Source organism: Phenylobacterium sp., assembly GCF_036264965.1.
In the GTDB taxonomy this organism is placed as follows: domain Bacteria; phylum Pseudomonadota; class Alphaproteobacteria; order Caulobacterales; family Caulobacteraceae; genus Phenylobacterium.
On sequence record NZ_DATAPY010000125.1, the window covers coordinates 13632 to 31667 of the forward strand.

Here is an 18036-nt window from a genome sequence, read left to right on the forward strand (position 1 = left end):
GCTGCGGGAAAATCCCCGAGGGCGGCGCGTATGGATGGCCGGGACAAGCCCGGCCATGACGGTCAGGAGGGAGGGTGGGTGTTCATGTTCAGTGGCTCTGGGTCAGGTCGGGCAGACCCAGGATACGTTTGGAGATGATGTTCGACTGGATCTCCTGGGAGCCGCCGTAGATCGTGGTGGCCTTGCCGCCCAGCCACGACCGGACCGCGGCGATCTCCTCGCCGTTGAAGCCCTCGCCGGTCCAGCCGAGGCCCTGGGCGCCCATGATCTCCAGCGTCAGCTCGGCGCGGGTCTGTAGCGTCGAGGTGGCGGCGTTCTTCATGATCGAGGTCGCGGCCGAGGGGCCGGAGTTGCCCTTGGCCTCGACCATGGCGCGCATGGCGGTCTGCTGGAAGACGCGCCAGTCGATGTCGTTCTGGATGATCCGTGTGCGCAGGTCGCTGTCCGCGATGCGGCCCTTGTCGTCCAGGCCGACGTATTCCTTGGCCAGCGTGTCCAGCGACTTGCCCATGCCGAACATGCCGCCGCCGCCCGAGAGGCCCGAGCGCTCATGCTGCAACAGCCGCTTGCCGATCGTCCAGCCGCCGTTCAGCGGGCCCACCAGGTTCTTCTTCAGCGCCACGGCGTCGGTGAAGAAGGTCTCGCAGAACGGTGAGGCGCCGTTGATCAGCTTGATCGGCCGGACTTCGACGCCCGGCTGGTCCATGTCGATCAGCACGAACGAGATGCCCTCGTGCTTCTTGGTGGTGTCCGTCCGCACGAGGCAGAAGCACCATTGGGCGAACTGGGCGCCGCTGGTCCAGATCTTCTGGCCGTTGATCAGGAAGTGGTCGCCCTTGTCTTCCGCCCGCGTCTGCAGGCTGGCGAGGTCCGATCCGGCGCCGGGTTCGGAATAGCCCTGGCACCATTGCAGGTCGCCGCGGACGATCGGCGGGATGTGCTCCTGCTTCTGCTCCTCGGTGCCGTATTCCAGCAGCGTCGGGCCGAACATCATCACGCCCATGCCGCCGATCGGGTTGTAGGCCCCGGCGCGGCCCAGCTCCTGCTGCACGACGCGGCCCTCGGCCGCCGACAGGCCGCCGCCGCCGTAGGACGCGGGCCAGGTGGGGACGCCCCAGCCCTTCTCGCCCATGGCCTTGCGCCAGGCTTCCTGGTCCGCGCTGGGCTTGGTCCGCTCCTCCCGCATCATCGGGTTGGGCTTACCCTTCAGCGAGGCGGGGAAATTGGCCTCGATCCACGCCTTCGCCTCGGCGCGAAACGCCTCGAGGTCCGTACCGCCAAAATCAGCCATTCAAATCCGCTCCCTAAATATTCCGCTCATCACCCACCCCACTTTCGGCACCCTCCGGTCAGCCGAAGGCTGATCCGGGGGACCCAAGCGGCTTTGCCAAAATGGCCACTCGGCTTGGATCACCCGGACAAGCCGGGTGACGACGGTGTGAGGGGGCGTCCCTCAACTTATCGCCGATACCCTATCGCGCCTGCGTCGCCTCCGGCAAACCCAGGATGCGCTTGGAGATGATGTTGCTCTGCACCTCTTGGCTGCCGCCGGCGATGGTGCCGGACTTGCCGCGCAGCATGGCGCGCATGGTTCCGATCTCGTCGTCGCTGAACCCCTCGCCCGACCAGCCGACCCCCTGATGGCCGAGGATCTCCACGGCCAGCTCAGCCCGCTCCTGGCGCACCCAGGAGCCGACGTTTTTCAGCACCGACGACACCGCGCTCGGCCCGGAGTTGGATCGGTTCTCGACCGCCGCCCGCTGCCCGGTCAGCTGGAACGCCTTTTCCTCCATCAGGTGTTTGGTGAGCCGCGCGCGCAGGTCCGGATCGGCGAGGCGCCCGTCCTCGTCCACGCCCAGATAGGTCCGCGCCAGTTCGTCCAGCGCCGGCCCCGGAACCTGGCCCGGTCCCGCCGCGCCCGGCTGGGCGTTGGCGCCGGAGATGCCCTGGCGCTCGTGCTGCAACAACCGCTTGGCGATGGTCCAGCCGCCATTCAGCGGCCCCATCAGGTTCTCCTTCGGCACCTTCACGTCGGTGAAGAAGGTCTCGCAGAAGGGCGTCGTGCCGTTGATCAGCAGGATCGGCCGCGCCTCAACGCCCGGGCTCTTCATGTCGATCAGCAGGAAGCTGATCCCCTCGTGCTTTTTCGAGGGGTCCGTGCGCACCAGGCAGAAGCACCAGTCGGCCAGGTGGGCGCCGCTGGTCCAGATTTTCGAGCCGTTCACCAGCCAACCAGTCTCGCCCATGTCGACGGCCTTGGTCTGCAGGCCCGCCAGGTCCGACCCAGCGCCCGGTTCTGAGAAGCCCTGGCACCAGCGCAGCTCGCCTTTGACGATCGGCGGGATGTGGCGGCGCAGCTGATCCTCATTGCCGTATTCCAAGAGCGTCGGGCCGAACATGATCACGCCCATGCCGCCGATCGGATTGGGCGCGCCGATGGCCGCCATCTCCTCCGCCAGCACGCGGGCTTCGGCGCGGGAGAGGCCGCCGCCGCCGTACTGGGTCGGCCAGGTGGGCACACCCCAGCCTTTGGCGCCCATCCGCTGTTTCCACAGCGCCACATCGCCGGTGGGCTGGGCGGCCGAGGTCTCGGTCTCCGCCACCGCGCTCGGGTCGCGTCGCAGCGAGGCGGGGAAGTTCTCCTCCAGCCACGCGCGGGCCTCCGCGCGGAAGCCGTCCAGGTCGTGTCCTCCGAAGTCGGCCATCTGTCGCGGCCTCCCTTCTATGGGTTGAGATCAGCCGTTCTGGGTGGTGTCCGGCAGGCCCAGGATGCGCTTGGAGACGATGTTCGACTGGATCTCCTGGCTGCCGCCGAAGATCGTGGTGGCCTTGCCGGAGAGCCAGGTGCGCACCGCGTCCCGCTCGTCCTTGGAGAAGTCGTCACCGTCCCAGCCGAGGCCCTGCGTCCCCATGATCTCCAGTGTCAGCTCGGCCTTCTCCTGGCCGATCCAAGTGCCGGAGTTCTTCATCACCGAGGTGGTGGCGCTGGGGTTGATGTTGCCCTTGGCCTCGGCCGCGGCGCGGGCCAGGGTGAGGGCGTGGGCCTTGGCGTCGATCTGGTGCCGGGCGATCCGCGTGCGCAGGTCGGGGTCGGCGATGCGGCCCTTGTCATCCAGGCCGACGTACTTCTTGGCCAGCGAGACCACGTCCTGGCCGGCCATCATCCGCCCGCCGCCCTGGCCGGAGCGCTCGTGCTGCAGCAGGCGCTTGCCCACCGTCCAGCCGCCGTTCAGGGGGCCGACCATGTCGTTCTTCTCGGCGCGGGCGTCGGTGAAGAAGGTCTCGCAGAAGGGTGAACTTCCCGCGATGAGTTTGATCGGCCGCGTCTCCACGCCCGGCTGATGCATGTCGATCAGCACGAAGGAGATGCCCTCGTGCTTCTTCGAGGTGTCGGTGCGGACCAGGCAGAAGCACCAGTCGGCCCACTGCGCGCCGCTGGTCCAGATCTTCTGGCCGTTGATTTTCCAGTGGTCCCCGGCGTCCTCGCACTTGGTCTGCAGGCTCGCGAGGTCTGAGCCTGCGCCCGGTTCGGAGTAGCCCTGGCACCAGCGCAGCTCGCCGCGGACGATGGGCGGGATGTGGCGGCGCTTCTGGTCTTCCGTGCCGTATTCCAGCAGCGTCGGGCCGAACATCGAGGTGCCCATGCCGGCCACCGGGTTCTCGGCGCCGATCCGCGCCATCTCCTGCAGCAGTACCCGCGCCTGGGCGCCGCTCAGCCCGCCGCCGCCGTATTCGGTCGGCCAGGTCGGCGCGCCCCAGCCCTTGTCGGCCATGCGCTGCTTCCACAGCTTGCCGTCCTCGCTCAGCGTCTCGCCGCCCGGGATCATCGCCGAGGCCGCGTTGGCCAGCGACTTGGGGAAATTGGCTTCGAGCCACTCGCGCGCCTCGGCGCGGAAGGCGTCCAGATCGGAACCGCCGAAGTCGGCCATCTCTCAATCTCCCTAATATATTATCTTTTCAATATGTTATATATAAGCCTAACACGGAAATGCGTCCGGTTGGAGTCTCGCTTTATTTGGGATCCGGCAGGCCCAGCACCCGCTTGGACACGACGTTCAGATTGATCTCCGAGGTGCCGCCCTCGATGGAGTTGGCCTTCGAGCGCAGCATGACCCGCGGGGCGGAGAGCTCGGCGGCGGAATAGCCTTCGCCGGTCCAGCCCAGCGCCTGGTGCCCCATGGCCTCGCAGAGCAGTTCGTTGCGATCCTGGGCGATCTTGGCGCCGGCGTATTTCATGATCGACGTGGCTGCGCTCGGCCCCTGGTTCGACTTCGCCTCGTCGGCGGCGCGGCGCACGGTCAGCTGGAAGCTGCGGGTCTCCATCAGGTGCTCGGTGATCCGCCGGCGCAGGTCGCCGTCGGCGATCCGGCCCTGGTCGTCCACGCCGACGTAGTCCTTCGCCGCCTCGACCACGGTCGGCAACGGGACCGCCTGGCCGATATTGCCGCCGCCCAGGCCCGCCGAGATGTTGTCGCGCTCGTGCTGCAGCAGCCGCTTGGCGATCGTCCAGCCGCCGTTCAGCGGGCCCCAGAGCTGGTCCTTCGGGACCTTCACGTCGGTGAAGAAGGTCTCGCAGAACGGCGACGTCCCGTTGATCAGCAGGATTGGCCGCGTCTCCACGCCCGGCGCCTTCATGTCGATCAGCAGGAACGAGATGCCCTCGTGCTTCTTGGTGGTGTCGGTGCGCACCAGGCAGAAGCAGCGGTCGGCGAAATTGGCGCCGGACGTCCAGATCTTGGACCCGTTCACCAGCCAGTGATCGCCCTTGTCCTCGGCGCGGGTCTGCAGGCCCGCCAGGTCGGAGCCGGCGCCCGGCTCGGAATAGCCCTGGCACCAGCGGACCTCGCCCCTGATGATCCCGGGCAGGTGCTGGGTCTTCAGCTCGGGCGAGCCGTATTCGATCAAGGTCGGGCCGAACATCATCACGCCCATGCCGCCGATCGGGTTGCGGGCGCCGATCGCGGCCATCTCCTCGTGCAGGATGCGGGCTTCCTGGCGGCTCAGGCCGCCGCCGCCGTATTCCGCCGGCCAGGTGGGCGTGCCCCAGCCCTTCTCGCCCATCGCCTTGCGCCAGGCCTTGGCGTCAGCGCCTTCGTCGTCCGCCAGACCGGCGGCCAGCGAGGCCTGCCGCGCAGGATCGCGCCGGAAGCTCTCTGGGAAGTTCGCGTCCAGCCACGCCCGGGCTTCGGCCCGGAAGGCCTCGGTGTCGCCGCCAAAATCCGCCATCGAAAATCTCGCCTTCGAAAATCAGGAACCTTTGCCGCCCGCAGCCAAAATAGACCACTGGTGGGTATCGTCTACTTCGGGTCCGGAAGCCCCAGAACCCGCTTCGACACCACGTTGAGATTGACCTCCGAGGTGCCGCCCTCGATCGAATTGGCCTTGGCGCGCAGCCAGCCGCGCACCGCCAGCCGCTCGGCCTCGCTGAAGCCGTCGCCGCTCCAGCCCAGGCCCTGGTCGCCCAAGGCCTCGACCATCAGCTCCGAGCGCTCCCTGGCGAACTCGGCCGCCGCATATTTGATGATCGAGGTCGCCGCGCTCGGCCCGTTCGCCGCGCGGCTTTCCGCCGCCGTCCGGCCGATCGTTTGCCGCAGAGCCTGGAAGTTCATCTTGTTGAGCGTGATCCGCTGGCGCAGGTCCGCGTCAGCCAGCCTGCCGTCCTCCAGGCCCACATACTGCTTGGCGATCTCGCTGACGTCGCCGGCCGCACCGCCGCCGACCGAACCGCCATCGCCGAAGCCCGCGGAGATGTTCTGGCGCTCGTATTGCAGCAGGCGTTTGGCGATCTCCCAGCCGCCGTTGACCTTGCCGACCAGATTGCCCTTGGGGATCTTCACGCCGGTGAAGAAGGTCTCGCAGAACGGGCTCTCGCCGCTGATCAGCTTGATCGGCCGGGTCTCGACGCCGGGCAGGCGCATGTCGATCAGCACGAAGGAGATGCCCTCGTGCTTCTTGGTGGGGTCCGTGCGCACGAGGCAGAAGCACCAGTCGGCCTTGTCGGCATAGCTGGTCCACACCTTCTGGCCGTCGATCTGCCAGTGATCGCCCTTGTCCTCGCACTTGGTGGCGAGGCTCGCCAGGTCGGAGCCCGCGCCCGGCTCGGAATAGCCCTGGCACCAGCGGATCTCGCCACGGACGATCTTCGGCAGGTGCTCCGTCTTCTGCTCTTCGTTGGCGTATTCGAGCAGCACCGGCCCCAGCATCCAGATGCCGAATGACAAGAGCGGCGGGCGATAGCGCCCGGCGGCCAGCTCCTGGTCGATGACCCGCGCCTGCTGGGCCGTTAGGCCCGCGCCGCCGTACGCCTTAGGCCAGGTCGGCGTCGTCCAGCCCTGCGCGGCCACCCGGCGCATCCAGACCGATTGCGGGTCGTCGGAGCCCTCGAAGGCGCGTCCGCCCCAGACGGCTTCGGCGTCGGTTTTGGCGTCAGCGTCGCGCAGCTCCGGCGGATAATTGGCCGCCAGCCAGGCGCGGACCTCCGCGCGGAAGGTGTCGAGGTCGGCGGCGCCGAAATCAGCCATGGGAAGTGCGGACCCATCAAGAACGCGGAGTGAGCCGCCACCTTAGCGCCGGCCTCCGCCCAACGAAACAGTCGTTTGAAGTGCGCAGGCCGCCAACAATCGTCAATCAAATCGGCTATAGACCCTCTCCCAGAAACCGACCCCAAGGGGCTGGATGCAATTCTTGAGAGACCTTCGGCCCGCGGCCTTCGCCTTTGCGCCCTGGACGGCGGCGATCCTGACCCTGGCTGCGGGCGTGATGCTGCTGGCCTCCGGCGCCACGCCGTCGGAGCCTGTGCGCTTCATGCGGCTGATCCAGTACACGCCGGTCTATCTGATCGAGGCCAGCCACTTCCTCTCCTCCATCCTGGGCCTGGCCCTGGTGCTGCTGTCCTTCGGCCTGCGGGCGCGGATGGATGCGGCCTGGGGCGCGACGCTGGGCGCGCTGCTGCTCGGCGCGACACTGGCCCTCTTGAAGGGCTTCAACTGGGAAGAGACCGCGGCCCTGGTGGCGCTGGCGGTCCTGCTGCTGCCGTTCCACGGGGCCTTCCCCCGTAGCTCGCGCCTGACGCGGATGGAGATCACGCCCGGCTGGCTGTTCTCGGCGGCCTGCGCGGTGGTGGGCGCCGGCGCGCTCGGCCTGTGGTCGTTCCAGCATTCCGACTATGCGGACCGGCCCTGGTGGCGGGTGATGGCCGACGCCGACGCCGAGCGGGCGATGCGCGCCTGGGCGGGCGCGGCCCTGCTGCTGTTCGCCTTTGGCCTGTGGCGCCTGGTGGTCTCCGCGGCGACCCCGCCGGTGGTGGGCGAGACCGACCCCGACTACGAGCGCGTGCGCGCCATCCTGGCCAAGGCCGAGGTGGCCGAGCCGGGCTCGAACCTGGCGCTGCTGGGCGACAAGCGGTTCCTGTTCTCGGCCTCGGGCGAGAGCTTCCTGATGTTCGGGGTGCGCGGCCGATCCTGGGTGGCGCTGGGCGCGCCGGTGGGCAAGCGCGAGGAGCGCGGCGAACTGCTCTGGCGCTTCCGCGAACTGGCCGACAGCCACGCCGCGCGGCCCGGCATCCATGGCCTGAACGCCGACGACCTGCCGGAGATCGTCGACATGGGCTTCGCCATCCAGAAGGTGGGTGAGACCGCCGCCGTGCCTCTGGAGACCTTCTCGATGGAGGGTCGCAAGCGGGGCGCCGCGCGCCGCAACTGGCGCAAGCTGGGCGAGGCGGGCGCGACCTTCGAGGTGGTGAGCGGCGAGGCGGTCACCGCGCTGCTGCCCACCCTGCAGGCGATCTCTGACGAATGGCTGTCGCACCACGCGGGCGGCGAGAAGGGCTTTTCCATGGGCGGCTTCTGGCCGGGTTATGTGCAGGAGTTCCCGATCGCAGTGGTGCGTGTGGAGGGCCGGATCGTCGCCTTCGCCACGCTCTGGACCACCGCCAGCCGCTCTGCTTTCTCCATGGACCTGATGCGTTACGCCGACGAGGCGCCCAGCAACATCATGGACTATCTGTTTGTCGAGCTCATCGAGTGGGGCCGCCGCGAGGGCTATGAGGCTTTCGAGTTCGGCATCGCCCCTCTGGCGGGCCTCGACGACCGGCCGCTGGCGCCGATGATGTCGCGGGTGGGCCGGCTGCTCTTCGAGCGCGGCGAGGACATCTACAACTTCCGCGGCGTGCGCCGGTACAAGGACAAGTACGACCCGCTCTGGCAGCCGCGCTACTGCGCCGCGCCGCACAAGTGGTCGATCCCCTGGCTGATGGCCGATGTGGGCCTGCTGTCGTCGGGCGGCGTCGCCGGGCTCTCCAAGCGGCCGAAGAAGACGGAAGAGCCGAAGGAAACGGCCGCGCCGGAGTCCGCCGCGGCCTAGGTCGTGATCGAGACGATGGCGGCGCGGGCGCCGCCGCCCGGTTCCCGTCGTCGCGCCCGACCATGCTGACATTAGGGTGGCAGCAGCGCCTGGTTAGGAACAGCGCCTTGGTAGGTCGCGCATTCGTCCCGACCTCGCGTACCCAAGGATACTCCGATGACGCGTCGCCATTCCTTCGCCTCCGCCGTCGCCGTCATCGTCGCGCTGGGTTTGGTGACGTCCGGACCGTCGGCTCAAGCGGCCCAGACGTCCGACCTCAGCGGGCTGCACGCCTTCGACCTGCGGGTCGGCAAATGGAAGATCCAAAACCGGGTTCTGAAGGAGCGGCTGGCGGGTAGCCATGACTGGGTGGCATACGACGGCGCTCAGACTTGGCGGTCGGTCATGAACGGCTATGGCAATGCTGACGACACGTTCCTCAACAAGCCGGGCGGCGCCTACAGCGGCGTCACCTTGCGCGCCTATGATCCGAAGACCGGGCAATGGGCGATCTGGTGGCTCGATGGCCGCACGCCGACCGCCAAGCTTGACCCGCCGTTGGTCGGCCGTTTCGCCAACGGTGTGGGAACCTTCTATAGCGATGACAGCCTACGTGGGAAACCGATCAGGGTGCGGTTCATCTGGTCGAAGATCACCCGCAACTCGGCTCATTGGGAACAGGCCTACTCGCCCGACGGCGGAAAGACTTGGGAGACCAACTGGACCAGCGACTTCACGAGGATTGGTTAGGATCGGTCAACGGCGGTGTCGGCTTCATCCTGCTGAAGAGGCTCGAACGGGAGCTGTCGCGCGCCTGAAGGGCTCCTCATCGGACTCGCCCAAGAGCTCAGCTGAGCTGCATATGACGCTCAACCCTTCACATTGCGGTCGATGAGCCGGCCGATATCGCCGTCGCTGTGATCGCCGTAGTCGCGGTAGTCCCCGTGATCGGCCGATTTGTGGACCGCGCGGAACTCGCCGACCACCAGCGGGCCCGCCGCCGGACCCTTGGCCACATAGCCGACGGCGCGATAGCCGGATGGCGCGCGCCGTTCGCTGGCCAGCACATAGACCATTGAGGCGTTGGTCTTTCCGATGTCCTCGGCGATCACCTCCGCGCCGTCGGCCCCGGCGTGCACGACGGTGTGGGTCGAGCCATGGTGGGTGGTGACGTCGGCGTTGTCGCCATCGCTGTGGATGTTGACCCCGAAGATCTTCACGTCGGCCCGCTCGCCGACCGCCCGGACATGGAAGAACGGCAGGTCGACGCTGGTGCGGTCGGCGCCGTCCTCGACGGCCACGGCGGGTAGGGCACGGCTGCGCAGCGGCATCAGGGCGTGGAGCTCGGCCTTGGTGGGCTCCATGGCGTCCAGCGCCGAGCGGCCCTCGAGCGAGACGAGCTTCAGGCGGACCGTCTCGCCGCCGCGGCCTTCGTAGTCGCAGGTCCGGCCATCCGGCGCCTGGGCTGTGCGGGTCAGCCGGCCCTCGTTCGCCGGACAGTCGAGGGCGGCGATCGCCTTCAGCGGCGCGCCGCCGGCCGAGGCCGAGGTGAAGCCGTTGTAGTTGACGGTCGGCATGCAGGCGCTGAGCGCCAGGCCCGATACGGCCAGAGCCGCCATGGTGATCGTGCGCATCGCCTTAGAACCCCAGCTCATTCATTGCCGCGTCAAGGGTCAGACCTGGGCGATCCAGGGTCCACTGAAATCGCGGTAACCCACGCCGCCGCCGCCGCGGCCGATCAGGCCCCGGCTGCGCCTGCGGTCAGCATGTGGACGGCGTGGCCGAGCAGGAAGATCAGGGCCGCGGCGGCCAGCAGCATGATGAAACGCCACGGCGCCAGACGCGGTCCGCGATGCGGGTTGGGCGGTCGCGCGCCGCGCCAGGCGGCGAAGGCGGCCAGGGCGAAAAGCCCCGCGGAAAGACCCAAGGTCAGCGGCATATCCATCTGCGACGCCGTATCGCAGGGCAGGCTGGCAAACGGAAGTCATCCGCCCTCGGCGCCGAAATTCCATCCACAGATGAAAGCCCTCCACCACTACATGTAGCGTTAGGCTTTCGTTTACACCCCAATTCAAGGTGTTAGCGTGACTGTGTCCAGGAGGGCGATTCGATGACGGCGGCGGCGCCCTGGAGCGTCAAGGGGATCGATCCCAAGGCCCGTGAGGTCGCCAAGGAGCTTGCCCGGCGTTCCGGCATGACTCTGGGGGAATGGCTTAACCGAGTTATCCTAGAAGATGACTTGCCGGAGGATGTCACCTCCGAGGAGCATTTCAGCGCGCGGCCTTACCGGGTCGCGATCGAGGCGCCAAAGCCGTTCATGTCGTCGCCGACTTTCAATGCCAGGCCTGATGAATTGGGGCGCATCGCGTTCGCCCTGGATCGTCTGACTGACCGCATCGAGGCCTCGGAGACCCGCACTGGCCTCGCCATCTCCGGCGTCGAACATTCGGTGCGCCACGCCATGGCGCGCATCGAGACTGCCGAGCGCGAGCATCTGGCCGTCGCCACCCGCTTCGACGCCGCCGCTGAACAGCTGGCCGCCGAACAGGCGCGCGCGTCCGAGCGCATGCGCCGCATGGAGACCGAGCTCAGCGGACCGCGCTCCGCCGAGGCGATCAAGCTCCTGGAAGAGCAGGTCAGTCGCGTGGTCGGTCAGGTCGCGGCGGCGGATGAGACCACCCGCGCGACCCTTTCGGACCTGGAAGCCCGGCTGGCGGCCGCGCCGGCCGGCGCCGACCCCGCCGTGGCCATCGAAGAAGCCGTCTCGCGCCTGGCGCAGCGGCTGGCCGACGCCGAAGGCCGCACGGGCGACGCCCTGGACGCCCTGCGCGACAGCCTGGTGCAGCTGGATCAGCGGATGTACGCCGCCGACGGCAGCGTGCGCGGCGACATGGACCATCGGCTGGCGTCGCTGGCCGACGATCTCACCCGCCGGGTGGAGGACGCCCGCACGGAGATCGCCGAGCGCCTGACCGCCACCGGGACAGGGCCGGTCGAGGCCCGCCTGGGCCAGATGGCCGAGCAGATGGCCGCCGCCGAGGCCCGCTCCGCCCACGCGATCGAAGCCATGGGCCGCGAAGTGCTGACCATGGCGGAGACCCTCAACCGCCGGGTGCACAGCGCCGAGCAGCGTAGCGCCGAGGCCATCGAACAGGTGGGCGGCGAGATCGCCCGCATCGCCGGTGCGGTGGAAAACCGCCTGGGCCGCACCGACCAGCTGCACGCCGAGGCGCTGGAGCGGTTGGGCGAGGAGATCGGCAAGATCACCGAGCGGCTCACAGACCGCATCCTCCAGTCCGAACGCCGCGCGGCCCAGGCGATCGACGACATCGGCGAGCAGGTGGCCAAGGTCACCGAGCGCATCGAACAGCGTCACGAGCGCGCCGCCAGCGACCTGGCCGAACGCATCCGCCAGAGCGAGGAACGCACCGCCCGGCTACTGGAAGCCGCCGGCGCGCGGCTCAGTGCGGAGCCTACGGCCGTAACCTCCGCGGAGCCGATCGCCGCGGAACGCCTGGACGAGGTCGGGACCGACCTGCCGGCCGCGCCATCGATCTTCGGCGCCGAGCTGTTCTCCCGCGCCGAGCCGGTCAGTCAGCCGGCGCTCGATCCCAGCAACCCGTCGTTCAGCGACGAGGACTTCGCCCACGTCGACGCCTTCGCGCCGGCGGACGGCTTCGCGCCCATCGCCGAGTCCGAGGCGGACGCCGAGACCGAGGTCCCCGCGGTTGAGGCTGAGGCCGCGGCGGATGAGATCATCCGTTCGATCCCGGCCGCCGTCGAATTCGACGAAGCCGAAGAGACGCCTGCCAAGCCGCAGCTTTCCACCCGCGAAGTGATCGAAAAGGCCCGCGCCGCCGCCAGGGCGGCCGCCGCGGCGCCGCGGGCGAAGACGCTGCGCTCCGACCGCCGCCCGCGCCAGGTGCGGGCTGGGGGTCTGTTCGGAGCCCTGAAAACCCGGCAGGCCTCGACCTGGCAGACCGCGCTGATGGTCGCCGGCGGCGCGGCCTTCCTGAGCGTCGGCGCGGCCGGCGTGGTGCTGATGGAAGGCCCCGCGGCCACCCACGCCGCGCGCGAGGCCCTGCCGTTCATCGAGACGCCCCGCGCCGCCGTGGCGCTGGCGCCGGAGCCGGCCGCGCCGCCGGCGACGACCGCCGCCCAGGCCCGCGCGCTGCCGACCACGCCGCCGGCGCCGGCCGCCGCGCCGCAGCCCGACGCCGCCGGGGCCGACTACATCAAGGTCGCCGCGGCGGTCGAGCAGAAGCAGCCCGGCGCGCTGGCCAAGCTGAAGGCCATCGCCGATGGCGGGAACGCCCCGGCGCAGATGTTCCTGGCGCGGCTCTATGAGACCGGCCAGGCCAGTGTGACCCAGAACCTCGCCGAAGCCCGCCGCTGGACCCTGCGTGCCGCCGAAGCCGGCGAGCCAACCGCCATGCACAACCTGGCGCTCTACTATTTCCGCGGCGAAGGCGGCCCGCAGGACACCGCCGCGGCGGCCCAGTGGTTCGCCAAGGCCGCCCAGCACGGGTTGGTGGATTCGCAGTACAACCTGGGCCTGCTCTATCAGTCCGGCTCCGGCGTGCCGCGCGATCTGGCCCAGGCCTACAAGTGGTTCACCATCGCGGCCAACTCCGGCGACAGCCAGGCGCGCGCCAGCGCGATCGACCTGGAGAAGACGCTCCCCGCCGCCCAGCTGGCCCTGGCCGAGGGCCAGGCCGGCGCCTTCGAGATGGCGGGCGGCGCGCCGACGCCGGCCAACGGCGCCTCGGTCGTCGCGGCCCAGAAGATCCTCGGTCGCCTTGGCTACTACAAGGGCAAGCCCGACGGCGCGACGTCCCGCGACCTGAAGCTTGCGGTGAGCGCCTATCAGCGCGATCAAGGCTTGGCGGCCACCGGCGCGCTCGATCCCACCACCGTTTCCCGGCTCTCCGTCTTCTCGCGTTGATCCGCCAGGCGGCTAGCCTCGGCTGAAAGAGGCGACGTTTGGACCTCTACCTGCCCATCGCCGAGGTGTCCGTGAACGCCCCGCTGCTGGTGGCGCTGGGCGCCCTGGTGGGCTTCATCTCCGGCATGTTCGGGATCGGCGGCGGCTTCCTGATGACGCCGGTGCTGGTGTTCTTGGGGATTCCGCCGGCGGTGGCCGTGGCCTCCATGTCGAACCACGTCGCGGCATCGTCGATGTCGAGCGTCATCTCCTACGGCCGCAAGCGGTCGGTGGACTTCCGCATGGGCGGTGTTCTGGCGGCGGGCGGCGCCGTGGGCTCGGTGCTTGGCGTCGAGCTGTTCCGCTGGCTGCGACTGCTGGGCCAGGCCGACCTGGTGGTGGCGCTCTCCTACCTGATCTTCTTAGGCGTCATCGGCGGGCTGATGTTCTGGGAGTCGGTGGGCGCGATCCTGCGCAGGCGGCGCAACGCGCCCGCCGCGCCGCACCGCGACCGCCGGCCACCCTGGCTCTACGGCCTGCCGCTGAAGCTGCGCTTCCCGCGCTCGCGGCTCTACATCAGCGTCATCCCGCCGATCCTGCTGGGCGCCTTCGTGGGCGTGCTGTCGGCGATCATGGGGGTCGGCGGCGGCTTCGTGCTGGTGCCCGCCATGATCTACATCCTGCGGATGCCGGCCAATGTGGTCGTCGGCACTAGCCTCTTCCAGATCATCATCACCACCGCCATCACCGGCGTGCTGCAGGCCGGGCGAAACCAGACCGTCGACATCCTGCTGGCGACGTTGCTGCTGGTCGGCGGGGTGCTGGGCGCCCAGCTCGGCGCGCGGGCCTCGTCGCGCTTCCGGGCGGAGGAGCTGCGGGCGCTGCTGGCGCTGATCGTCCTCGTGGTCGGCCTGCGCATGGGGCTGGGCCTGTTCTTCACCCCGCACGAACCCTTCGTGCTGATGTCGGGGAACGGCTGATGCCGGCCGCCCTGCCGCCGCCCATTCCTTCGATGGGGGCCGCACCGGGGAGCGCCGTCATCTCGGCGGCCCTGACCGAGACCAATGTACGGGTGAACTCCGACTTCCGCGGCGACCAGATCGTGCTCTATGGCGCAGTCTTCGATCCCGCCCGGCGGCCGAGCGACGTGGTGGTGATCGTGCGCGGCCCCGACCAGCCGGTACGGATCGCCAAGAAGCGGCGCATCGCCGGCGTGTGGATCAACAGCCGGCCCGTGGTCTTCCACGGCGCGCCGGGCTTCTACATCGCCGCCTCCACCCGCCCGCTTGACGACATCGCCCACTTCGCCGTGCTGCGCCGCCTGGAGGCGGGGGTCGACCACCTGGCGATGCACGCCCCGGCCGAGCTGCGCACCGAGACCCGCTATGGCGTGCGCGACGTGGTGGTCTCCAGCCTGGGCGCCGACTACCTCGACTGGCGCGACGCGGTGGTGCGGCTCAAGACGGCGGACCATCTCTATGATGTGAACGAGCATGGCGTCCGCTTCGTCGACAGGGGCCTGTTCCGCGCTGAGATCCCGCTGCCGGCCGAAGCCCCCATCGGCCAGTACCAGGTGCGCATCCTGCTGTTCCAGGGCGGCCAGCCGGTGGCGGAGAAGGACCGGACCCTGACCGTCGAGAAGGTGGGCGTCGAGCGCGGTCTTTACCTTTGGGCCCATCGCAGGCCATGGTCCTACGGTCTGGCGGCCATGGCCTTCGCGCTCGCGGCCGGCTGGGCGGCGTCTTCGGCGTTTCGGAGAGACTGAATGGTGACGGACGAGCCGCACGCTTCAGCCCGCTATGACGCCATTCCGCCGGCGCTGTGGATCATCGCGCTGTGTTCGCTCGCCCCGTTTCCGCTGGCCGCTATCGCCTATGGCTGGGGCCCCGCCGACGTCGCGCGACCGGCGCTGACGGTGATCCTCAACTGGTCGGGTTGCGTGCTGGCCTTCCTGGGCGGCGTGCGCTGGGGCCTGGAGAGCGGCCGGCCGAAGCCCAGGCCCGAGCGCCTGCTGATCTCGGTCCTGTCGCCGGTGGCCGCCTGGGTGATCCTGTTCTCGCGCCATCGGATCCCGGACGGCTGGATCATCGGCGGCTGCATCGGGGCCTTCCTGGTCCAATGGCTGTTCGACCACCAGGCGCCGGACGTGCCCGCGCGCTACCCGCGGCTGTCGACAGCCCTGACCGCCGGGGCCTGCATCTCGCTCGCCGTCTGCCTCGACCAGGCGCTGAAGACCGGCCACGTCTGAGGCGCGGTCAGAAGCCGAAGTCGCTGAGTCCCGGGTGATCGTCGGGCCGCGGGCCGAGCGGCCAGTGGAACTGGCGGTCTGTCTCGGCCATCGGCATGTCGTTGATGCTGGCGATCCGTCGGCGCATCAGGCCCTGCTCGTCGAACTCCCAGAGCTCGTTGCCGAAGCTGCGGAACCACTGGCCGCTGGCGTCGTGACATTCGTAGGCGAAGCGCACCGCCATGCGGTTCTCGCGAAAGCCCCAGACCTCCTTGATCAGGCGGTAGTCGAGCTCGCGGGCCCATTTACGGGTCAGGAAAGCCACGATCTCATCGCGGCCCTCCATGAACTCCGTGCGGTTCCGCCAGCGGCTGTCGAGGGTGTAGGCCAGCGCCACCTGCGCCGGATCGCGGGTGTTCCAGGCGTTCTCCGCCATCCGCGCCTTCTGAGCGGCGGTCTCGGGCGTGAAAGGCGGCAGCGGGGGACGGTTCATCTAGGTCTCCTTAGAAAAGGCCAGCGGCGGGAGGATCGCCACCGGCCTCGAGTGCGCGGGGTCAGGCCGCCTTGCGGGCGGTCATGATCGGAAAGTCGATGTCCGTCTTGGCCACCTCGTTGATGTAGTTGGTCCAGGTGTTCAGCGCGACGTGCAGGACCATCTCGATTACCTGGGCGTCGTCGTAGCCGGCCAGCCTGACGGCCTGCAGTGCGTCCTCAGTCACGTGGCCGCGCGCGGTGGCGACCGCGACGGCAAACCGCACAGCGCCGTCGGCCCTGGGGTCGTTGGACGCGCCGGACCGGTTGGCGGTCATCTCCGCGTCGTCCAGCTTAGCCAGGTGCTTGCCGAGATAGGTGTGCGCCGACAGGCAGTAGTCGCAGCCGTTCACCTCGGCGATCGCCAACGCGATGCGCTCGCGGGTCGGGGCGGGCAGGTCGCCCTTCCCGAGGGCGCCCATCAACCCGACGTAGCCTTCAAGAGCCGCGGGGCTCAGCGAGACCAGGCGGAAGAGGTTCGGTGCGGAGCCCAGCTGGGCCTTCACCGCGGTGAGCAGCGGCTGCGAGGCGGCGGGGGCGTCCTCGATCGCGGCGGGGATGAGGAAGCGCGACATGGGGTGATCCTTGTTCCGGAGCGGCGCTGATGACCGCGATGTCGCAAACCTAGAACCTTCTACTCGCCGGGATCAGGTGCTAGGTTTGGAACTTATCCTTCCATATTATGAGAGGAGCCATGGATCGGCTCGAGGCCATGTCGGTGCTGCTTGAGGCCGTCGACGCCGGCACCCTGTCGGCGGCGGGGCGGCGGCTGGGCGCGCCCCTGGCGACGGTCAGCCGGCGGATCGCCGATCTTGAGGCGCACCTGAAGACCCGGCTCTTGGTGCGTGGGTCGCGGCGGTTGACGCTCACCGACGCCGGCCGCGCCTACGTCGCCGCCGCGCGGTTGATCCTGGAGCAGATGCAGGAGGCCGAGCGCGCCGCCGCGGGCGAGTACAACGCCCCGCGAGGCGACCTGACGGTCTCCGCGCCCGTGGTGTTCGGACGCCTGCATGTCCTGCCGGTGGCGAACGACTTCCTGGCGGCCTATCCGGAGATCGGCCTGCGACTGGTCCTCAGCGACCGCGCCGCCGACCTCACCGAGGAGCGCATCGACGCGGCGATCCGCTTCGGGGTCCTGCCGGACAGCGGCCTTGTGGCGCGCCGGCTGGGCGCGGTGCGCCAGGTGGTCTGCGCCAGCCCCGCCTATCTGGCCGCCCACGGCACGCCGGCCACGCCCGCGGCCCTGCGCGACCACGCCTGCGTCACCTTCGAGGGCCTGTCCTCGCCGACCGCCTGGCGCTTTGCGGCGGACGTCATGGCGCCGGTCCGCTCGCGCCTGATCGTCAGCACCGCCGAAGCCGCCATCGATGCGGCCATCGCTGGCGCGGGGCTGACGCGGGTGTTGTCCTATCAGGTCGCCGAGGCTGTAGGGGCGGGCGCCTTGGCGCTGGTGTTACGCGGCGCGGAGCCCGATCCGTGGCCCGTTCACTTGATCCACGCCCAGCAGGGACTGATGCCGCAGAAGCTGCGCGCCTTTCTGGATTTCGCGGGCGAGCGGCTTCGCGACCGGCTGAGCCGCGCCGCCGTCTAGGGCCGCCCATGCCGTGGCTGGTAAACGGCCAGGCCGCCGCCGCCGGGCAGGGTGATCCTGTTCTCGCGCCATCGGATCCCGGACGGCTGGATCATCGGCGGCTGCATCGGGGCCTTCCTAGTCCAATGGCTGTTCGACCACCAGGCGCCGGACGTGCCCGCGCGCTACCCGCGGCTGTCGACAGCCCTGACCGCCGGGGCCTGCATCTCGCTCGCCGTCTGCCTCGACCAGGCGCTGAAGACCGGCCACGTCTGAGGCCTGGACGCCGCGGCGGCCAGGGTTACAGGTCACTTGGCTTTGGGTTGCCAGAGCTCGATCTTGGTGCCGTCAGGATCGAGTATCCAGGCGAACTTGCCGGTCGGGCCACCGTCTTCGGTCTTGAGGACAGTCACCCCTTTCTCCTTCAGGCGGGCGAGAAAAGCG

General features: G+C 69.2%; 17 protein-coding genes. 8 read left to right on the forward strand and 9 right to left on the reverse strand.

What is annotated here, in order from left to right; translation table 11 throughout:
* Positions 1–88 precede the first annotated feature (88 nt).
* The 5 genes from VHS75_RS16735 to VHS75_RS16755 form a co-directional block, all read right to left on the reverse strand.
* The gene (locus VHS75_RS16735) at positions 89–1291 is read right to left on the reverse strand and encodes an acyl-CoA dehydrogenase family protein (RefSeq protein ID WP_329639752.1); all 1203 of its coding nucleotides are present in this window, start codon (positions 1289–1291) and stop codon (positions 89–91) included.
* Positions 1292–1472: 181 nt separating this feature from the next.
* Entirely contained in the window at positions 1473–2705 is a 1233-nt protein-coding gene (locus VHS75_RS16740; RefSeq protein ID WP_329639753.1) for an acyl-CoA dehydrogenase family protein, read from the reverse strand.
* 30 nt (positions 2706–2735) lie between these two features.
* Positions 2736–3929 carry an acyl-CoA dehydrogenase family protein gene (locus VHS75_RS16745; RefSeq protein WP_329639754.1) on the reverse strand — a complete coding sequence of 398 codons (1194 nt, stop codon included), beginning with the start codon at positions 3927–3929 and terminating at the stop codon, positions 2736–2738.
* Positions 3930–4011: 82 nt separating this feature from the next.
* The gene (locus VHS75_RS16750; protein ID WP_329639755.1) at positions 4012–5226 is read right to left on the reverse strand and encodes an acyl-CoA dehydrogenase family protein; all 1215 of its coding nucleotides are present in this window, start codon (positions 5224–5226) and stop codon (positions 4012–4014) included.
* Between the two features lie 71 nt (positions 5227–5297).
* On the reverse strand, positions 5298–6521 hold the full coding sequence (locus VHS75_RS16755; protein WP_329639756.1) for an acyl-CoA dehydrogenase family protein: 1224 nt from the start codon (positions 6519–6521) through the stop codon (positions 5298–5300).
* 154 nt (positions 6522–6675) lie between these two features.
* Here VHS75_RS16755 and VHS75_RS16760 point away from each other — a divergent pair, with 154 nt between their 5' ends.
* Both VHS75_RS16760 and VHS75_RS16765 read left to right on the forward strand, forming a co-directional pair.
* Entirely contained in the window at positions 6676–8361 is a 1686-nt protein-coding gene (locus VHS75_RS16760) for a bifunctional lysylphosphatidylglycerol flippase/synthetase MprF (protein ID WP_329639757.1), read from the forward strand.
* A gap of 156 nt (positions 8362–8517) precedes the next feature.
* Entirely contained in the window at positions 8518–9090 is a 573-nt protein-coding gene (locus tag VHS75_RS16765) for a DUF1579 domain-containing protein (protein WP_329639758.1), read from the forward strand.
* 119 nt (positions 9091–9209) lie between these two features.
* Here the strand turns inward: VHS75_RS16765 and VHS75_RS16770 are convergent, their stop codons facing one another.
* On the reverse strand, positions 9210–9995 hold the full coding sequence (locus VHS75_RS16770) for a hypothetical protein (protein ID WP_329639759.1): 786 nt from the start codon (positions 9993–9995) through the stop codon (positions 9210–9212).
* Between the two features lie 83 nt (positions 9996–10078).
* Positions 10079–10285 carry a hypothetical protein gene (locus VHS75_RS16775; protein WP_329639760.1) on the reverse strand — a complete coding sequence of 69 codons (207 nt, stop codon included), beginning with the start codon at positions 10283–10285 and terminating at the stop codon, positions 10079–10081.
* A gap of 165 nt (positions 10286–10450) precedes the next feature.
* On the opposite strand from VHS75_RS16775, the gene VHS75_RS16780 reads away from it, so the two are divergent.
* Genes VHS75_RS16780 through VHS75_RS16795 form a run of 4 tightly spaced genes read left to right on the forward strand, consistent with a single transcriptional unit; the run spans position 10451 to position 15512 of the window.
* The gene (locus VHS75_RS16780; RefSeq protein WP_329639761.1) at positions 10451–13285 is read left to right on the forward strand and encodes a tetratricopeptide repeat protein; all 2835 of its coding nucleotides are present in this window, start codon (positions 10451–10453) and stop codon (positions 13283–13285) included.
* Positions 13286–13323: 38 nt separating this feature from the next.
* Positions 13324–14244 (forward strand): sulfite exporter TauE/SafE family protein, encoded by a 921-nt coding sequence (locus VHS75_RS16785; protein WP_329639762.1) that lies wholly within the window; start codon positions 13324–13326, stop codon positions 14242–14244.
* Positions 14244–15029, forward strand: coding sequence for a TIGR02186 family protein (locus tag VHS75_RS16790; protein ID WP_329639763.1), 786 nt, complete (start codon positions 14244–14246; stop codon positions 15027–15029). The genes VHS75_RS16785 and VHS75_RS16790 overlap by 1 nt, the downstream gene beginning before the upstream one ends.
* A complete protein-coding gene (locus VHS75_RS16795) occupies positions 15030–15512 on the forward strand; it encodes a DUF3429 domain-containing protein (RefSeq protein ID WP_329639764.1) in 483 nt (160 codons plus the stop codon).
* Positions 15513–15519: 7 nt separating this feature from the next.
* Here the strand turns inward: VHS75_RS16795 and VHS75_RS16800 are convergent, their stop codons facing one another.
* Together VHS75_RS16800 and VHS75_RS16805 are read right to left on the reverse strand one after the other, a co-directional pair.
* Positions 15520–15984: a nuclear transport factor 2 family protein gene (locus tag VHS75_RS16800; RefSeq protein ID WP_329639765.1), complete on the reverse strand. Its 465-nt coding sequence runs from the start codon at positions 15982–15984 to the stop codon at positions 15520–15522.
* Between the two features lie 61 nt (positions 15985–16045).
* Positions 16046–16597 (reverse strand): carboxymuconolactone decarboxylase family protein, encoded by a 552-nt coding sequence (locus tag VHS75_RS16805; protein WP_329639766.1) that lies wholly within the window; start codon positions 16595–16597, stop codon positions 16046–16048.
* Between the two features lie 119 nt (positions 16598–16716).
* On the opposite strand from VHS75_RS16805, the gene VHS75_RS16810 reads away from it, so the two are divergent.
* Positions 16717–17613 (forward strand): LysR family transcriptional regulator, encoded by an 897-nt coding sequence (locus VHS75_RS16810; protein WP_329639767.1) that lies wholly within the window; start codon positions 16717–16719, stop codon positions 17611–17613.
* A gap of 51 nt (positions 17614–17664) precedes the next feature.
* The gene (locus VHS75_RS16815) at positions 17665–17868 is read left to right on the forward strand and encodes a hypothetical protein (protein WP_329639768.1); all 204 of its coding nucleotides are present in this window, start codon (positions 17665–17667) and stop codon (positions 17866–17868) included.
* The last annotated feature ends 168 nt before the right edge of the window (positions 17869–18036 follow it).